General features: G+C 36.4%; 18 protein-coding genes and 3 pseudogenes. 15 read left to right on the top strand and 6 right to left on the bottom strand.

Annotated elements, in window-relative coordinates; translation table 11 throughout:
- A complete protein-coding gene (locus PDT38_RS18335; RefSeq protein ID WP_270803512.1) occupies positions 1 to 243 on the top strand; it encodes a helix-turn-helix domain-containing protein in 243 nt (80 codons plus the stop codon).
- Positions 244 to 278: 35 nt separating this feature from the next.
- Here PDT38_RS18335 and PDT38_RS18330 read toward each other — a convergent pair whose 3' ends face one another.
- On the bottom strand, positions 279 to 431 hold the full coding sequence (locus tag PDT38_RS18330; protein ID WP_270803511.1) for a hypothetical protein: 153 nt from the start codon (positions 429 to 431) through the stop codon (positions 279 to 281).
- 175 nt (positions 432 to 606) lie between these two features.
- Here PDT38_RS18330 and rpsI point away from each other — a divergent pair.
- The 7 genes and pseudogenes from rpsI to licT form a co-directional block, all read left to right on the top strand.
- Positions 607 to 672 (top strand): annotated as a pseudogene (rpsI, locus tag PDT38_RS18325) (30S ribosomal protein S9); the annotation flags it as partial.
- 136 nt (positions 673 to 808) lie between these two features.
- Positions 809 to 913, top strand: a pseudogene (locus PDT38_RS18320) (hypothetical protein); the annotation flags it as partial.
- A gap of 220 nt (positions 914 to 1,133) precedes the next feature.
- Entirely contained in the window at positions 1,134 to 2,114 is a 981-nt protein-coding gene (locus PDT38_RS18315; protein WP_270803510.1) for a sodium-dependent bicarbonate transport family permease, read from the top strand.
- 245 nt (positions 2,115 to 2,359) lie between these two features.
- A complete protein-coding gene (locus PDT38_RS18310; RefSeq protein WP_270803509.1) occupies positions 2,360 to 2,896 on the top strand; it encodes an SMI1/KNR4 family protein in 537 nt (178 codons plus the stop codon).
- Positions 2,897 to 3,525: 629 nt separating this feature from the next.
- On the top strand, positions 3,526 to 5,421 hold the full coding sequence (locus PDT38_RS18305; protein ID WP_270803508.1) for a beta-glucoside-specific PTS transporter subunit IIABC: 1,896 nt from the start codon (positions 3,526 to 3,528) through the stop codon (positions 5,419 to 5,421).
- 30 nt (positions 5,422 to 5,451) lie between these two features.
- Positions 5,452 to 6,873 (top strand): 6-phospho-beta-glucosidase, encoded by a 1,422-nt coding sequence (locus PDT38_RS18300; RefSeq protein ID WP_394356312.1) that lies wholly within the window; start codon positions 5,452 to 5,454, stop codon positions 6,871 to 6,873.
- Positions 6,874 to 6,935: 62 nt separating this feature from the next.
- Positions 6,936 to 7,766, top strand: coding sequence for a BglG family transcription antiterminator LicT (gene licT, locus PDT38_RS18295; protein ID WP_270803506.1), 831 nt, complete (start codon positions 6,936 to 6,938; stop codon positions 7,764 to 7,766).
- A gap of 63 nt (positions 7,767 to 7,829) precedes the next feature.
- Here the strand turns inward: licT and PDT38_RS18290 are convergent.
- From PDT38_RS18290 to PDT38_RS18280, 3 genes and pseudogenes are all read right to left on the bottom strand, one after another.
- Positions 7,830 to 7,901, bottom strand: a pseudogene (locus PDT38_RS18290) (hypothetical protein); the annotation flags it as partial.
- A 580-nt stretch (positions 7,902 to 8,481) separates the two neighbouring features.
- Positions 8,482 to 8,580 (bottom strand): competence inhibitor ComI, encoded by a 99-nt coding sequence (gene comI, locus PDT38_RS18285; protein WP_253907596.1) that lies wholly within the window; start codon positions 8,578 to 8,580, stop codon positions 8,482 to 8,484.
- A gap of 135 nt (positions 8,581 to 8,715) precedes the next feature.
- A complete protein-coding gene (locus tag PDT38_RS18280; RefSeq protein ID WP_270803505.1) occupies positions 8,716 to 8,856 on the bottom strand; it encodes a hypothetical protein in 141 nt (46 codons plus the stop codon).
- 846 nt (positions 8,857 to 9,702) lie between these two features.
- On the opposite strand from PDT38_RS18280, the gene PDT38_RS18275 reads away from it, so the two are divergent.
- From PDT38_RS18275 to PDT38_RS18250, 6 genes are all read left to right on the top strand, one after another.
- Entirely contained in the window at positions 9,703 to 9,984 is a 282-nt protein-coding gene (locus PDT38_RS18275) for a hypothetical protein (RefSeq protein WP_270803504.1), read from the top strand.
- Complete coding sequence (locus PDT38_RS18270) at positions 9,939 to 10,208, top strand: DUF6985 domain-containing protein (protein ID WP_270803503.1); 270 nt, start codon at positions 9,939 to 9,941, stop codon at positions 10,206 to 10,208. The genes PDT38_RS18275 and PDT38_RS18270 overlap by 46 nt, the downstream gene beginning before the upstream one ends.
- A 20-nt stretch (positions 10,209 to 10,228) precedes the next feature.
- Entirely contained in the window at positions 10,229 to 11,785 is a 1,557-nt protein-coding gene (locus PDT38_RS18265) for an SMI1/KNR4 family protein (RefSeq protein ID WP_270803502.1), read from the top strand.
- A gap of 93 nt (positions 11,786 to 11,878) precedes the next feature.
- Positions 11,879 to 12,322 carry a DUF2521 family protein gene (locus tag PDT38_RS18260; RefSeq protein WP_270803501.1) on the top strand — a complete coding sequence of 148 codons (444 nt, stop codon included), beginning with the start codon at positions 11,879 to 11,881 and terminating at the stop codon, positions 12,320 to 12,322.
- A 63-nt stretch (positions 12,323 to 12,385) separates the two neighbouring features.
- Positions 12,386 to 13,099 carry an N-acetylmuramoyl-L-alanine amidase CwlD gene (gene cwlD / locus PDT38_RS18255; RefSeq protein WP_270803500.1) on the top strand — a complete coding sequence of 238 codons (714 nt, stop codon included), beginning with the start codon at positions 12,386 to 12,388 and terminating at the stop codon, positions 13,097 to 13,099.
- A 68-nt stretch (positions 13,100 to 13,167) separates the two neighbouring features.
- Positions 13,168 to 14,214, top strand: coding sequence for an Mrp/NBP35 family ATP-binding protein (locus tag PDT38_RS18250; RefSeq protein WP_270803499.1), 1,047 nt, complete (start codon positions 13,168 to 13,170; stop codon positions 14,212 to 14,214).
- 33 nt (positions 14,215 to 14,247) lie between these two features.
- Here the strand turns inward: PDT38_RS18250 and gerD are convergent, their stop codons facing one another.
- On the bottom strand, positions 14,248 to 14,823 hold the full coding sequence (gene gerD / locus PDT38_RS18245) for a spore germination lipoprotein GerD (RefSeq protein WP_270803498.1): 576 nt from the start codon (positions 14,821 to 14,823) through the stop codon (positions 14,248 to 14,250).
- Between the two features lie 114 nt (positions 14,824 to 14,937).
- On the opposite strand from gerD, the gene PDT38_RS18240 reads away from it, so the two are divergent.
- Positions 14,938 to 15,540 (top strand): KinB-signaling pathway activation protein, encoded by a 603-nt coding sequence (locus tag PDT38_RS18240; RefSeq protein ID WP_270803497.1) that lies wholly within the window; start codon positions 14,938 to 14,940, stop codon positions 15,538 to 15,540.
- Here PDT38_RS18240 and pdaB read toward each other — a convergent pair.
- Positions 15,534 to 16,298 (bottom strand): polysaccharide deacetylase family sporulation protein PdaB, encoded by a 765-nt coding sequence (gene pdaB / locus PDT38_RS18235; protein ID WP_270803496.1) that lies wholly within the window; start codon positions 16,296 to 16,298, stop codon positions 15,534 to 15,536. The genes PDT38_RS18240 and pdaB overlap by 7 nt on opposite strands.
- Positions 16,299 to 16,661 lie beyond the last annotated feature (363 nt).

Below are 16,661 nucleotides of genomic sequence, written 5' to 3'. Positions count from 1 at the left end.
ATGGAATTTCATTTAAAAAGCCGCCAGGACGTTGAGGACTTTATAGAAAATGAAGTCCTCGGCGCATCAGAGGCACAGGAAATATTGAACGTAAATAAGCAACGCTTGAGCAAATTAATTAAGGATGGACGAATTAAACCAATCAAAAAAATAGGACAGTTAAACTTGCTTTTCCGAAGTGATGTTATTCAGTTAAAGCAGGAGCTTGAAGCCGGTCGAAAAAAATACCGGCCATATGAATGAGGCCCAACTCTAATGAGAAGGGCTTTTTTCGTATCCTATTTGAATAGTTTACCTAACAATTTTCCTGTCGTTTTTCCGGCAGCACGACGGACGATGCGTTTCCCTACTTTCCCTTTTTTAACCGCATTGACATCTCCTAAAATTTTAGCCGACTTGTACATTGCTGATCTAATTTTGTTGATGCTCATTTTTCCACGTCCCTTTTGTGTTGTTGGTTTTATTATATCGTAAAGAAAGTATGTGGGTACCCACACAAACACCCACAAAAGTAAATAAAGTTAAAAAACATTACGGTATGTGTTTTTCATAAATGTTGATTTGTTGGGCTTTGAATATTGCTAAGAAACTTTAAATAAACCACTGATGAAAGAACGTAAAAAATACGGTCTTAAAGGCGCTCGTCGTGCACCTCAGTTCTCAAAACGTTAATTTTTCTACGTTTCAAAGGCTCTTTTCACTTATGTGGAAAGGGTCTTTCTTATGCTCAATAACCATGAACACCTACAAAACACCCACATTTTTTTGTGAATTGATATGGAAAAGGTCTGCTGTCTTTTCTTTAACATTAATTGAACTTCTCGCAGGTCTTGGAATTTTAATGTTCACAAAGCTTGCAAAGGCTCGGGAATCAGATCTTATCAAGGAAAAAAAGGCAAGCGCCGAAATGTAGTTCCCCGACGTCTTATTGGAAAAAGCCCTTTTAGCTCTTAGTATACTTTGATTATAAAATTTAATTAGCAGTCAGTTTATGATGGAGCTTAATACATCAAAAATCCACACTGCTCTTTTTTCACAAACAAATAGGCAGAATAACAGAATGACCTATGGGTAAAATAATGAAATAAATATACATTTAATATTTGTTAAAGACTTAAAAAGGAGAAAACTAAATGGGGCTAGTTTTAGAAATAGTATACATAAACCTTTTGTCTCCGTTAATTTTGTTCTTTATCCTGGGTATAATCGCAACATTGGTGAATTCTGACCTTAAAGTTCCAGAGGCTTTTTATACGGGTTACACGATGATCATTCTATTTACCATTGGTATTAAAGGTGGAACCAAACTTAAACACGCTTCAATAGAAGATATGTTTGTAGTGATTTTAAGCGCTTTGTTTTTAAGTTTTCTCATGTTAACCATTTCTTATCTTCTTATAAAAAAAGTGTTCAAATTTGATACTCCGAACTCTCTAGCTTTGGCTGCTCATTATGGTTCAGTGAGTGCTGTAACATTTGTTGCAGGACTATCTTTTTTAGATAAAATGGAAGTCCCATATGAGGACTATATGCCAGCTATTCTTGTTATTATGGAAGGGCCAGCCATCATCACTGCAATTATACTGTATAAAATTTTTACACAAAAAAAAGAAGGATATTTAACATCAGGTTTGACTGAAGTTGTAAAGGAAGCTTTTTTTGGAAAAAGTATCTTCCTTTTAATTGGGGGTATCTTCATTGGTTTGATAGCTCATGAGGATGGACTCCTTATGATTAAGCCGCTTTTTGGTGATTTGTTCTATGGTGTTCTCAGTATTTTTTTACTTCATATGGGAATGATAGCGACACAACGAATTAGAGATTTAAAAGGTATAAAATGGTATTCTTTTGCTTATGTATTCATTCTTCCTATCATTGGTGGGCTTATTGGTATTCTTGTTGGTGATTTTATTGGTTTATCCCATGGAGGAACTTTTATTTTGGGTGTACTAACTGCAAGTTCGTCCTACATTGCAGCACCAGCAGCTATCGAACATTCTATAATTGAAGCAAACTCTGGAGTTTATGTTGGTTCTTCTTTAGGCCTAACACTACCCTTTAATCTTATTTTCGGTATTCCATTTTACTTTTGGTTATCTAGCCTAATGGTATGATAAATTAAGGGGTTAAAAACAAAGAGAGGGTTTCATCACAACAATACAGTTGGGTGAAGCCCTCTCTTTGGTTGGTTATATTTTAAAAGGACCTAATGTCATTAAATATTGAGTAAGATCGATCTCTTAATGACCGTGCTTGTTGTTGTACTAAAGACACAAGTTAGTTTAATATAAAAATTGGTAGTATAGCTAATGTTATAAAAAACAAATCAAAGTGATGTAGTTGAAAGGAACTTAACTCTATGACTTATTTTTCTGGTTGTAATTTTGATAATTTTTGGGATGACAGTGAGTATGCAAAAAAGAATTATGTTTCTGATCCTCCTTCAAATGAAATGATAACTAAAATTGAAAGAGATTTAGGATATAGGCTGCCAAAATCTTATGTATGGTTAATGAAAAGACATAATGGGGGGATTCCTATAAATACTTGTTTTCCTACCACCACAGCAACATCTTGGGCAGAAGACCATATAGCTATATCCGGTATATTTGGTATTGGTTATGAGAGTAGTTGCTCATTAGGCGGGGAATTTGGGAGTGAATTTTGGATTGATGAGTGGGACTATCCAAATATCGGAGTAGCTATATCAGATTGCCCTTCAGCAGGACATGATATGATTTTTTTGGATTATAGAGAATGTGGCCCTAATGGTGAACCTTGTGTGGTGCACATTGACCAAGAAAACGACTATGAAATTACATGGTTAGCTAATAATTTTGAAAGCTTCATTAAAGGGTTAGTAAATGATAATGTCTATGATTGTAGTGAAGAGTAAAAATATACAGACTTACAGAGGGTTAAAAACCAACATAATTTTTTAAAATTAGCAGAACCTTTATGGAAAAAAATATCCCTTACAAAATAACATCGTACAAGTTATATTCCTCTTCTTACTTACGGACATTGACACAACCGTTATTTTACTTCCATAATCTCATCTACAAACAAGGGACCACAAAAGCTCCAAGGACAAGATGAAAGATAGAAATCATTAGAAAACGTTGTCCATACTCACAAAAATCCTACAGGTGCAAAAGGTATGGTTAAATTGCAATATAATCAACGATAAAAGAAAGCGATTTAGAAAACCATTAAACACTATCCGTTAGACTTCATTTGTTTCATCAGGAAAAGCAACAGAGAAGATATAAGCATCTAACTCTCTAAGAATTTAGTCAAATCATGATTTAAGGACTTTATTTTCATTTTTTTAAAAGAAAGCGTTGACACAAACTAAATACCCATGGTAAATTATGAGCAAATAGAACTTCATAAATTCCTTGAAGGAATGTTACCTTAAGTGGGCATAACCTGGACTGACTAGATCACGCTTTTTTAGCTGTGAATAATTCTGGTCGGCTCAGGTTTTTTATTTGCAAAAAATTCAAGAAGGAAGGGTCAAAAGTGAAATATCAACAGTTAGCTAAAGATATTATTGCAAATGTCGGTGGAATTGAAAACGTTTCCAATGTTGTTCACTGTATTACCCGTCTCCGATTTAAGCTGAAGAATGAAAGTAAAGCGAAAACAGAAGTATTAAAGAATATGGATGGTGTTGTGACCGTAATGAAAAGCGGTGGTCAATATCAAGTTGTGATTGGAAATCATGTTCCAGATGTCTATAAAGCAGTGGTTGCAGTAGGAGGATTCCAAGATATAGGTTCTGTGGAAGAAGAGAATTTAAACGGATCGCTGTTTAGTCGCTTTATTGATATGATTTCAAGTATTTTTACACCAGTTCTTGGTATATTAGCAGCGACAGGGATGATCAAAGGTTTTAATGCGTTATTTGTAGCACTTGGCTGGTTAGAAAATACATCAGGTACATATCAAATTTTAAATGCTACTGGTGATTCACTGTTTTACTTTCTACCAATTTTCTTAGGGTATACAGCAATTAAGAAATTTGGCGGCACTCCATTTATTGGGATGGCCATCGGGGCAGCATTAGTTTACCCAACACTTTCAACATTAACAACTGGTAAACCTCTTTATACTGTTTTTGCAGGAACAATGTTTGAATCACCAATCTATGTGACTTTTTTAGGTATTCCAGTTATTTTAATGACGTATTCTTCATCTGTTATTCCGATTATCATCTCTTCGTATTTTGCAGCTAAAGTGGAAAAATGGCTCAAGACCATTATTCCAAATGTAGTGAAAACATTTGTTGTACCATTATTAACATTAGTCATTGTTGTACCACTTACATTTATGATAATCGGTCCTATCGCCACATGGGCAGGAAGTTTACTAGGTCAAGGAACATTAGCCATCTATAACATAAGTCCTATTGTTGCAGGTTTCATTTTAGGTGGTTTTTGGCAAGTATTTGTCATCTTCGGCCTTCATTGGGGATTAGTGCCAATTGGTTTTAACAATATTGCAACTTTAGGTTATGATGCGACCATCTTCGCCCCTATATTTGCTGCATCATTTGCCCAAATTGGAGCGGTATTAGCGATCATGATCAGAACAAAGAACAAAAAGTTAAAATCATTAAGTATTCCAGCCTTTATTTCCGGTATCTTTGGTGTTACAGAGCCAGCGATTTACGGGGTTACACTTCCATTAAAAAAACCATTTATCATTAGCTGTATTGGTGCAGCAGTAGGTGGAGCAATTGCTGGTTCTTTAAGTATAAAGTGTTACATTGCTGGCGGTCTCGGTATCTTTGGAATTCCGTCTTACATCAATCCTGCAGGAATTGATTTTGGCTTCTATGGGACCATCATCTCAATAGTTGTTGGGTTTGTTCTAGCATTTGTTCTAACATTATTATTCGGTGGAATTAACAAACAAAAACAAACGTCAAATACAACTTCAACAACAAATGAAAACGTTGCCACTAATGAAGTTGTCAGTCCATTAAACGGAAAAGTCGTAGCATTATCTGAAGTTCAAGATGCTGCATTTTCATCTGGTGCATTAGGACATGGTATTGCAATTGAACCAAGTGAAGGTCAATTGTTTGCCCCAGTATCAGGCAAAGTGTCAGCTTTATTCTCAACCAATCATGCAATTGGTATTACAATGGACTCAGGAGCAGATATTTTGATTCACATTGGTATGGACACAGTTCAGCTTGATGGACAGTTTTTCACTGCTCATGTTACTCAAGGGGATCATGTTGAAAAGGGCCAATTACTGATCAAGTTTGATATTGAGGAAATTAAAAATGCTGGTAAATCGTTAACAACACCAATCCTTGTGACAAACCAAAAAGAATACAACATAGAGTTAACAAAGCAAAACCAAGTGAAAACTGGTGAACTATTATATACACTAGTTACAAAATAATTAAAATATTCAGGAGAAAGGGTGGGTATGATGACTTTTCCAATAGGATTTTTATGGGGTGGCGCAATAGCCGCTAACCAAGCAGAGGGTGCATATTTAGCAGATGGCAAAGGCTTAACAACAGTTGATGTATTACCTACAGGTAAAAAGCGGTGGGAGATCATGCAAGGCTATCTTCCTTCCTATGAACCGCTAGAAGGAGAATTTTATCCTTCACACGAAGCGATTGATTTTTATCATCATTATAAAGAGGACATCGCTTTATTTGCTGAAATGGGTTTCAAAGCGTTGCGATTATCAATTTCTTGGACAAGAATTTTCCCAAATGGGGATGATGTAGAACCAAACGAAGCCGGTTTGCAATTTTACGACAATGTATTTGATGAGCTGCAAAAGTATGATATTGAACCAGTTGTTACTATTGCACACTTTGATGTTCCTGTTCAGCTAGTTAAAAAATATGGTAGTTGGAAAAATCGTAAGCTTGTGACTTTCTTTGAACACTATGCGACAACTCTTTTCAAAAGATATAAGGGCAAAGTCAAGTATTGGATGACATTTAACGAAATCAATATGCTTCTCCACTTACCATTTGTTGGAGCAGGCCTTGTTTTTGAAGAAGGAGAAGATCAAAAGCAAGCCAAGTACCAAGCAGCTCACCATCAATTGGTTGCTAGTGCACTAGCAGTTAAAGCTGGTCATGAAGTCAATCCAAATATGAAAATCGGTTGTATGTTAGCGGCTGGTCAGACATACCCATACTCTTGTAACCCTGATGATGTGTTTGCTGCAATGGAAAAAGACCGTGAATCATTCTTCTTTATCGATGTACAAGCTCGCGGTGAGTATCCAGGTTATGCGAAAAGATTTTTTAAAGAGAATCACTTAAATATTGTGATGGAAGAACAAGATCAAGAACTTCTAAAACAACATACGGTTGATTATATAGGATTTAGTTATTATGCAAGCCGTACAACGAGCGGTGATTTAGATAAGCATAAAACAACCAGCGGGAATGTGTTTGGGTCAGTTGAAAATCCATACTTAGAAAAGTCTGAATGGGGTTGGACGATTGACCCTAAGGGTTTCCGTATCACGGCAAATCAGTTATATGATCGTTATCAAAAACCACTTTTTGTAGTGGAAAATGGCCTAGGTGCTGTTGATATTCCGACAGAAGACGGAAAAGTGAACGATGATTACCGGATCGATTACTTGCGAAAACATGTGGTGGAAATGTCTGAGGCGATAAAAGACGGAGTAGAAATTCTCGGATATACAAGTTGGGGTCCGATTGATCTTGTAAGTGCATCAACAGGAGAAATGAAAAAACGCTATGGATATATTTACGTTGAAAAAGATAATGAAGGTAATGGAACATTGAAGCGTTCGAAGAAAAAAAGTTTTGACTGGTATAAACAAGTTATTGCATCAAACGGAGAAAAACTATAAGTTGTTGAATCATTTTCTATTATCATGAGAAAAGAATCATAATAAAACTTATAGGTGGTCAAATGAAAATAGCCAAAGTATACAACAACAACGTAATCAGTGCGTTTGATGAAAAAAACGAAGAGTTAGTTGTCATGGGCAGAGGTTTGGCGTTTCAGAAAAAATCAGGAGATCTTGTCGAAGAAGCTAAAATTGAGAAAGTCTTTGAACTGAAAAATAATGATATATCTGAAAAATTTAAAACACTTTTATATGAAGTTCCGATTGAATATATGGAAGTGACAGAGGAAATTATGAAGGTTCAAAAAAGCAGGCTCGGAAGAAATCTTAATGATAGCATTTATCTCTCATTAACAGATCATATTCACTTTGCTATAGAACGAAATAAAAAGGGATACGATATCAAAAATGCATTACTGTGGGAAATTAAAAGGTTTTACGATCAAGAGTTTGCTATTGGCATGGAAGCTTTGCAAATCATACAAGAAAAACTAGGTGTGCTTTTGCCAGAGGATGAAGCAAGCTTTATCGCTATGCATATTGTCAATGCTGAACTTAGTCAGGAAATGCCAAACGTCGCCAATATTACAAACGTGATGCAGGACATTTTGAATATAGTAAAATACCATTTTAAAATCGATTTTGACGAGGAATCACTAAATTACTTTCGATTTGTTACCCATTTAAAGTTTTTTGCCCAAAGACTATATAACAAAACGTATATTGATGATGATGATCCACTTTTGTTTGAGACTGTTCGCAAGAAGCATCAAGCAGCATTCGAATGTACAGAGAAGATTAATCAATACATCCAAAATCAATTTGATTACAATCTCACAAATAATGAAAAATTCTACTTGGCTATTCATATTCAAAGAGTTGTCAACCGTTAACTCAAACGCTGACAGACCACATTCGAATGATGATAAAGAGGGGAGAGATAGGCTGAACCGAGGTCAATCTCTTCTGTTACTTTTATCAGAATATAAGTAATCAAGCTGAAGTTTATGCCGAAACTCTAATAAAGAATAATAGACAAGGACATTCTGATTTTCTTAATATTGATGAGTAATTCTCTGACTTCCTTTTTTGTCTCCTTGGTTTTATGTATCCAGTTGTTTCTTAATGAGTTGTACCAAAAATTCATTTTCGTGCCAGACCGTTGATCTAAAGCTTGGAGTCCAAGAAAGAATGTAAGACATATAAAGTCATCAATAAAAACAAGGCTCCATCTTTTATAGGGTGGGGTTCTTGTCTTAGTCGTGCACCAATTCTGATGACGTTATTTTGTACGAACTATTAGCGGGATTTATAAGGGGGTAAATGACTCAAAGCAAGTATAAAGTTTGCAAAGAGATGGACAAACTAGTGTTTTTGTTGCTACAATAAAAGCTAGATCACAATATATAACCAGTAAACGTTTTTTTCAAATTCTCAAACATATAGAGCGATATGAATATTATTTATTCTAAAGAGTATACTGTGAATACAAAAAGATCGAAGATGCTCGCAACATCTCCGATCGGCAATAGAATAGCTCCTGTAAGGGAGTCGGCTTTTATTTCCAATTAACTGTAGGAACGCCTAGATGTAGGAGTCGGGGCGTTCTTACTTTTTTTTGTTTGAGAAACTATGGGCAAGCGACAGAATCCCTACGATCAGGATTCCAAAAGAAATCATCAATTGAATAGCGCTTTCCACAGCCATGTTCTCACCTCCCCTCTTTCTAAACTGGAGGTGAGCCGAACGCCCCTACAAAAAGCCGATCTATTGCTAATTTTTACTTTATAGGAAGTTTATGAAAAAGACAAGACCCCAACTAAATAGGTAGGAGTCAGCTTACTAAGGCTCTTTCATTAACACAGTTCCTTTTTGGAAGACATGCCGTCGGTTTTTCGCTTCTTTATCCAGCCAGACTTTTTTGTTGTAAACCATCCTGATATCCATTGCAAGCGACATACAGATGATTGATGACTGGGTCATGAGAAGCGCCTCCTTAACCAATCAAAAAACTTCTCGACTTTGTTAAGATATGCAGAGTATATCGTTAATCAGTTCCGGTAACATTCCATCGACATAGTTGTATGTTTTTGTTAGAATCTCCTTTCTTCTCCGCTTGTTTTAGTAAAAGATCATTCCGACTTTACCCTATTCCGTTCCATTTTCACAAACATCAAACTGGTATGATATTTAAAAAAAGGCTCTTTTTATGGGGAATACTACCGTTTTACTTTCGGGTTGATGTTCTGATGTGAAAGAAGAGTTTAGATGGAGGAAGTTGAAACGGAAGAGAACACAGACAACGAAAAAGTTTAAGGTATTGTTGCATGTGTATTCAAAAGGCTCAGCTAGTAAATTTCAACGGCATGTCCATAATTTTTTTATTTTTGCAACGGTTATCGGGTTAATCACATATCGTTTTTCCCGTATTAGAAGATGGTTGTGACATTTAGTTTTGTGGCCGCCACTTTCGATGCAATTAAGACAATGCTTGAAAAAATCAAAACTGGCCAATTTGGATACTCTTCGTTACAATCGCCGTTCCCTGTCTAGGGTTTATCCTGTAGTGTTAGGCGTTTTTCTCTTCAACTGTTTTATCAATAAGCGTGCCCTGAAAATGCAGCCATTGTTCTTTGAGAAAAAACCAATATATACTGGAAATCTATCAGCCTCTCAAAGCTTCGGGAAACAGATAACTATCAAATCAAAAGTTAAGCACAGAAGAGCAATAGAAATATGTCCCGAGCTTCAGTTTTAATGAACTAGAAAAAAGTGCATTAGATTTTAAAGGTAAAGAAAAGAATTATATGAAGTAACTGAGGTGACATGATGAAAAGTATCATTCCAAATGTGAGTCTAGGTTCATATGGATATGAAGGAACCGTCAAAATCGAAGCTTGGAATAAGCATTCCGCAGATAGATTTAGATTAACCATCAATATTGAAACGATAAACAAAGTGCATAAAACAACATATCAGTGGCTGATCGATCATCAAAATGAAATGAAAAAGTTAATCCTTAAACAATTATTTGATCTGTATCCTGAGATTCAGGATGACTATGGTTGGGATTTAAATGGGAAGAAAGAGCGACATATTTGCCCGATGTAGACAGTTCTGACCAATTATTTGATTTGATTGAATTGTGCAATATTCACATTCATGATGTTAGCAATGATGGTATGGCATATATCGGCTATGAATTTACCTGTGCATGGGAAGAAGAACACGGGATTGGCGTGATGACGCATAAAAATAGAATTGTTGCCATTGACGGAGCTGATACATCGATTTTAAGTTGGATTGCAGAAAATGATAAAGTGGAACAAATTTAAAATAACGAGGAGAGCTAAACATGATCTTATCTGTTATAAAACATTTAAAAGAAGAACTACATCAACATTTTCAGCCGTTTTTAAACCCCCCTGCAACTGTGAATGAAATTGAAGAAGTTGAAAAAGAAATGAATATTACATTTCCGGAAGATCTCCGAACATTATATCTTACCCATAATGGTGAGAAAGAAATGGGGCCTGGGTTGTTTTTTGGACTTTCTTTTCTCTCTTTGGAAGAAATGGTTAGAGAGTGGAGAACGTGGAAAGAAATTGCCGATGATGATTGGCAAGATGAGGTTGATGCATACTCTGTTCCGCCAGTTTGGATTAAAGAAAAATATGCAAATCCTAATTGGATTCCGATTAGCAGCGATGGTGGTGGAAACCATATTGGTATAGATCTTGATCCTGATAAAGAAGGTAAAGTTGGACAAGTCATTAATTTTGGCGCTGATGAAGAAGTAAAATATGTCATCGCCTATCATTTAAAAGATTTCCTTATACATATGACAAATACCCTTAAAGAAGGACCTTATACAATTGATGAATATGAAGAAGATTTTATCAGTTGGAGTTATGGAGAGGAAGAGGAGCTTCACTTTTTAGACGCTATTCGCTCCATGGCACTGCCAGTTCTAAAGTCGCAATCACCAGGACATGATCAAGAACATACTGATTCATGGTTTAGTCAATTGGATGCCCATTGGACTTCGATTGTTGGGGAGATCGCTGAAAATCCGCAAAAATTTAGCCGAATGAAGCGGCTTCTTTTAATCAATGAAGATCTAAGAGACATTAAACCATTGGAGATTTGTTCTAATGTTCGGGAGTTGATTTTAAGCGCTAATCATATTGAAGATTTAACACCGTTACAACAGATGGTGTCTTTGAAAAAGCTTTATCTTGGCGGTAGTCCAATCCAAGACTTAAAACCAATTGCCCAATTGGACAATTTGCAAAACTTACATTTGGCGAACACAAAAGTGATCGACTTACAGCCAATTGCAGATTTATCAGCCCTAAAAGAATTGGATATCATCGATATTCCGGCTGTTGACTATCATCCATTGCAGGACTGCAAAAATCTTGAAATTTTGAAAATGACAATTTCTAATGCAGACCAATTAAAAGAAGTTTCTAACATTGGTTCCTTGAAGAAATTGCATCTTCAAGGAATGAAAAACATAAAGGAAGAAGATCTACAACCATTAGCAAATTTAAAAAAATTAAAGTCGTTGACAATTGAAAATATCTGTTTAGAAAACCTTGATTTTTTGCGTGCGCAAAATAAGCTTCAAACGCTTATTTTTGAAGACTCTGTTATTCAAGATGGTTCGGCACTTGTTCAATTAAAACGTTTAACGGCATTAGAATTGAGAGGAACCTCAATGACCAACTTAGAAGTAATCGCACGTTCTGCTTCCTTAAAAAAATTTGCCGGTTCTTTTGCACAATTTAACTTGTTAAAAGATTTATGTAAGGGGAAAGTGGATTTTTCCAAAATGGTTGGGGAAATGTCTGATGAAGAGGGTGAGATATGGAGTGATTATCTAGACGAACAGCGGGAGATTTCCTAATTTTTTCGGCTTCTTCCTCTGTTTCCCTATACTGCTTTTAGCATGATTTCCGGCTCCTCATTACACAATACAGGGTAAAAAGGAGGCGGAGTCATGGGGACAGTGGTATCGTTCATCAGTGAAAAACAAAAAAAACAGGTAATTCTTGAGAAGAAACTGCTTCGAGAGCTTTCTCTTGAAAAAATTATTCGGACAGCAGAGGTTTGTTTTTCTCCGCTTTTTTATTTTGTTCCAAAGCAGACGGACATTTTATATGATGGGTGTATCGATTTTGCGATCGAAGCATATTTGTTAGGTGCTCAATTTGGTAAGTTCGGTTTTTATGGAGAGCCCATCCAAAAAGCAAGGGGACGGTCTGAAAAAGAAGAGAACCAGCTTTTGTTTGAACTTTATGATTATGCTGTCAGCTGGTCGGATGCCTTCAATCTAACAATTGCTTCTGAACCGCTATTTCATGCTTGTGAACACTATATTCACAGCTGGTGGAAGGAAGGTTTTAGCCAACGAATCAAGCGTTTTAAGCTGCGCCTTCAATAATCAGTTCATATTTCCCTTTCTTGTCCCATATCTTTGTAGTAAGGACAAGCGGGAGGGAAAGGGATGAAGAAAAAAATAAAATGGATTGGGTTGTTACTCGGTTTTATCGTTTTATTATGTTTGTTTCAGTACCAATTCAATAATGACGATTCTTGGAAATCGTGGAATTTACCGCTTAGTGGAAAAATCATTTATATTGATCCAGGGCACGGTGGTGTTGATGGAGGTGCCTCAAGTGGAGATCTGCTTGAAAAAGATGTCGCCTTAGATGTTTCATTAAGAATACGGGATTATCTTCAGGAACAAGGCGCTCTCGTGATGATGACACGGGAGGATGATCATGATCTTGCAGCTAAAGAGACAAAAGGTCTTAGCAGAAGAAAAGCTGAAGATTTACGAAAAAGAGTGGAAATGATTAATCATTCCGAAGCGGATTTTTACCTTAGCATTCACTTGAATGCGATACCTTCAGCAAGGTGGAGCGGTGCGCAAAGTTTTTTCTACGGTCAGTATGAAGAAAATGAGAGGGCGGCAAAATTTATTCAAGATGAACTAAAACGTAACCTTGAGAATACAACGCGAAAAGCAAAACGGGTCCACGGTATTTATTTAATTCAAAATATAAAAAAGCCAGGAGCTCTTGTTGAACTCGGTTTCTTATCTAACCCTGAGGAGGCAGAACAGCTTGGCAAGCCGAAATACCAAGACAAAATCGCAGCTTCTATTTATAAAGGGGTTTTGCGATACTTTACAGAAGATAAAGATCCTCCTGAATAAGGGGGATTTTTACATGATCTATGATATACTTAGTTTGCAAACGAATACAACAGGGGTGAGATTCAATCATGTTGGGAGAAGATGATGTAAAAAAAATAGTTGGTGATTTGGACGAGCCGTTTTTACATAAACCACTTCGAGAGCTGAATGCGATCAAAGACATTAAAGTGAAACATGAAAAACAGCACGTTAGTGTAAAAGTAGCGCTCGCCAAAACGGGATCTGCCGAACAAATTCAGCTTCAACAGGAGATTGTAAAGCTACTTAAAGAGGCTGGGGCCGAAACAGTTGGTTTGCGATTTGAAGAGTTGCCTCAAGAAGTTATCGCAAAATATCAAGATCCTGCTACTCAAGGGGAAGAGAAAACACTTTTAAACAGCAACAAACAGCCTGTTTTTTTAGCGGTTGCCAGTGGTAAAGGTGGAGTCGGTAAATCGACTGTTTCTGTTAATTTGGCAGTTTCTCTTGCTCGACTTGGAAAAAAAGTCGGTCTTATTGATGCTGATATTTATGGCTTTAGTGTGCCCGATATGATGGGGATTACCGTCAGACCCAAAATAGCAGGGGACAGAGTCATCCCTGTCGAGAGGTTTGGTGTGAAGGTGATTTCGATGGGTTTTTTCGTTGAAGACAATGCACCAGTAATTTGGAGAGGACCGATGCTTGGTAAAATGCTCAATAATTTTTTCAATGAAGTTGAGTGGGGCGATGTTGAATATATTATTTTAGATCTCCCACCAGGGACTGGTGATGTGGCACTTGATGTCCATACAATGCTTCCAAGCTGTAAGGAGGTTATTGTCTCGACACCGCATCCAACAGCTGCTTTTGTTGCTGCCAGAGCAGGAGCAATGGCTTTAAAAACCGATCATGAAATCATCGGTATCGTAGAAAATATGGCTTATTACGAAAGTGTCAAAACAGGTGAAAAAGAATATGTTTTTGGAAAAGGTGGGGGCGAAAAACTTGCAGAAGAACTCGGTGTCCCTCTATTGGGAAAGATTCCATTAAAACAGCCTGATTGGGATGATCATGAGTTTGCGCCATCAGTTTATAAAGAAGACCACCCGACAGGTCTCATTTATTTGGATATTGCAAAAAAAATCGCTGAATGATAAAAAGCTCCTTCTCAGGGAAGAAGCTGGATGTTAACTTTGTTTGCCGTCTTTCATTTCTTCTTTTATAGTCTCGGTTGCTGCTTTTTTAAGCTCATCTTCAAATTGTTTTTTATAAAGTGGGCTTGTCAGAGTGTCAGTAATAACCTCTTGAAGATGGGTGCGAAATTCCTGGCTCTTGACGAGCTCGCCATATTTTTTAGCCATTTCTGGATCTTGCATGACCTGAATGAGCATTTTTTGATATTGGGGATCTTTCATTAGCTTTTTCAGCACTTTTTCGTGCTCAGTTTGAAGAGTTTTGGCAAAACTCTCAGAAAACTTCGGGTCTTCAAAGACTTTTTTCCAAAACTCAGTTCCTTGTTTGGAAGTCATTGTTTTTTCAACGGTTTCTTTAACAGTTTTTTTATCCATTACAAGTGTTTGAGTCAATTTGTCATCGTTTAGAATTTCTTGAATCGCTTTTTTTCCATCATCGGTTTTTAATATATCGACAACCATTTTTTTTGTTTCCTCATAGTCCATTTCAGCTGCTTGGTCCGTGGGAGCACAAGCTGTTACAGATAGGAACAAAACACAGCTTATCCATAGCATTGTGGTTTTTAACATGCTTAAGCTCCTTTCGTAAACTCTTCATACTTTTAATATGAATGTCTTTAGGGAATTTATACATAACAAAAAATCGCTATTTCTAGCGAAAAATTAGGGGTTGGAAAGTCTGAAATGAAAAGCCGTGATCTTGTCCGATTCTTTTTTTCTGTACTAGGTATTGGTGCTATAACTACAAGTATTGTCGGTTTTGCTGTTGAGTGGGGAAGATACAAGGAGCTGTTTCTTTCATTTGAGGTTTTGGAAATTCTTTCAGTCCTCATATGGTTTATTGGGGTAGGCATGATTTTTAGTGTCATTGCTCAAATGGGATTTGTTATATTTTTAACGATTCACCGATTTGCACTCGAAATATTCCGGTCTCATTCTTTATGGAATTCAATTCAGTTATTTCTTATTCTCTTTGTCACTTTCGATCTTGTTTATTTACGTTTCTTATTTTTTGAAACAGAAGACGGATCGTTAATTCCATATCTTTGGTTCCCACTATTTATATTAGTTGTTGGTGTGGTTGTAGCCTTTTTAAAACAAAAACAGTCCTCCAAAAAAACGTTCATTTCTGCACTGTTTTTAATGGTTGTATATACCATTATGGAGTGGTTTCCAGCGTTAAGAGTAAATGAAGAGGACTGGCTCTACTTTATGCTGTTTCCTCTATTAAGCTGTAATGCTTTTCAGTTGTTGATGCTGCCGAGGTTTCAAAGCCATGTTCAATGAACTTCAGAAGATTTACTTTCCGTATTTGCGATTAACTCGCTAGCAGGAACAGTTTTGAGTCCCTTGCTTCGCAGATGTTGAATAATCTCAGGCAGGGCTCTTTTTGTTTGTTTTGCGGAATCAGAAGCATGAAACAGAATAATGTCTCCAGCATTCACAGATTGATTCACTTTTTGAACGATTTGTGCTACACCGGGATTTGTCCAATCATCAGAATTAATACTATAATGAACAAATGTGTAATTAAATTTCTTGGCAATTGCGAGGACATCTTTATTAAATTGGCCAGTTGGCGCTCTAAGCAGTGTAAGATCCTCAATACCTAATTTCTGAAAGGAATTTTGCGCTTTGACAAGGTCCTTTTTAATTTCACTTTTTTTCATCTGAGAATAGTTTTTATAAGCATAACCCATACTGCCAATTTCATGACCGTCTTTTCGGATCCTTTCCACAATATCGGGATGACGTTCAGCCCAAGAAGCTGATAAAAAAAAGGTTGCATCTTTTATTCCGTTTGTTTTTAATGTATTTAAAATAGGTATTGCCTTTTCATCTCCCCAGCTAATATTAAATGTAAGGGCAACTTCATTAGAATCCGCATCTCCTCTATATATTGCTTTTAAACTGTCATCTTTCAAAAACACTGGAAGAGGAAGCAGGTTTTGCATATAAAAAAAACTTGCTGTAGCAAAAGCGGCAATCACAATCACAACCAGTTGTTTCATTCGTTTGATGTGCCACACATAAAAATGATTCACAAGAAAACTCCTCCTTGTCCATGCTGCTTTGTTTTACATCCTATGCTTGTATAAAATAGAACATGTTAAAAATTTTTTAAAAAAGTAATTGACTTGTTATTTATATACGTGGTATATTTGTATTCGTCGCTGATGAACAGCTGACATGAAAAAACTCTAACGAATAACATTTTAAAAAAGTGTTGACAATAATACGAGCTTAATGTTATATTATTAAAGCCGCTGAACGAGGCGGGACATGATCTTTGAAAACTAAACAAGACAAAACGTACCTGTTAATTCAAGTAATAAAAAAGCACATTTAGTGCAAGTCAGGGCAGATGTCGTCACTTGTGACGAACTAATCTGCACTCCATTTTATGG

Origin of the sequence: Bacillus changyiensis, assembly GCF_027706145.1 — a bacterium.
In the GTDB taxonomy this organism is placed as follows: Bacteria; Bacillota; Bacilli; order Bacillales; family Bacillaceae; genus Bacillus; species Bacillus changyiensis.
The sequence above is the reverse complement of the archived record's forward strand: the minus strand, read 5'-3'. Positions and strand labels throughout refer to the sequence as shown.

Coding starts and splice junctions, on each gene's coding strand:
- PDT38_RS18240 (WP_270803497.1), top strand. CDS start 14,938: ATGAAAAGCCGTGATCTTGTCCGATTCTTTTTTTCTGTACTAGGTATT.
- cwlD (WP_270803500.1), top strand. CDS start 12,386: ATGAAGAAAAAAATAAAATGGATTGGGTTGTTACTCGGTTTTATCGTT.
- PDT38_RS18335 (WP_270803512.1), top strand. CDS start 1: ATGGAATTTCATTTAAAAAGCCGCCAGGACGTTGAGGACTTTATAGAA.
- PDT38_RS18315 (WP_270803510.1), top strand. CDS start 1,134: ATGGGGCTAGTTTTAGAAATAGTATACATAAACCTTTTGTCTCCGTTA.
- PDT38_RS18330 (WP_270803511.1), bottom strand. CDS start 431: ATGAGCATCAACAAAATTAGATCAGCAATGTACAAGTCGGCTAAAATT.
- PDT38_RS18300 (WP_394356312.1), top strand. CDS start 5,452: ATGACTTTTCCAATAGGATTTTTATGGGGTGGCGCAATAGCCGCTAAC.
- PDT38_RS18250 (WP_270803499.1), top strand. CDS start 13,168: ATGTTGGGAGAAGATGATGTAAAAAAAATAGTTGGTGATTTGGACGAG.
- licT (WP_270803506.1), top strand. CDS start 6,936: ATGAAAATAGCCAAAGTATACAACAACAACGTAATCAGTGCGTTTGAT.
- PDT38_RS18265 (WP_270803502.1), top strand. CDS start 10,229: ATGATCTTATCTGTTATAAAACATTTAAAAGAAGAACTACATCAACAT.
- PDT38_RS18280 (WP_270803505.1), bottom strand. CDS start 8,856: ATGACCCAGTCATCAATCATCTGTATGTCGCTTGCAATGGATATCAGG.
- PDT38_RS18260 (WP_270803501.1), top strand. CDS start 11,879: ATGGGGACAGTGGTATCGTTCATCAGTGAAAAACAAAAAAAACAGGTA.
- gerD (WP_270803498.1), bottom strand. CDS start 14,823: ATGTTAAAAACCACAATGCTATGGATAAGCTGTGTTTTGTTCCTATCT.
- PDT38_RS18310 (WP_270803509.1), top strand. CDS start 2,360: ATGACTTATTTTTCTGGTTGTAATTTTGATAATTTTTGGGATGACAGT.
- PDT38_RS18275 (WP_270803504.1), top strand. CDS start 9,703: ATGAAAAGTATCATTCCAAATGTGAGTCTAGGTTCATATGGATATGAA.
- comI (WP_253907596.1), bottom strand. CDS start 8,580: ATGGCTGTGGAAAGCGCTATTCAATTGATGATTTCTTTTGGAATCCTG.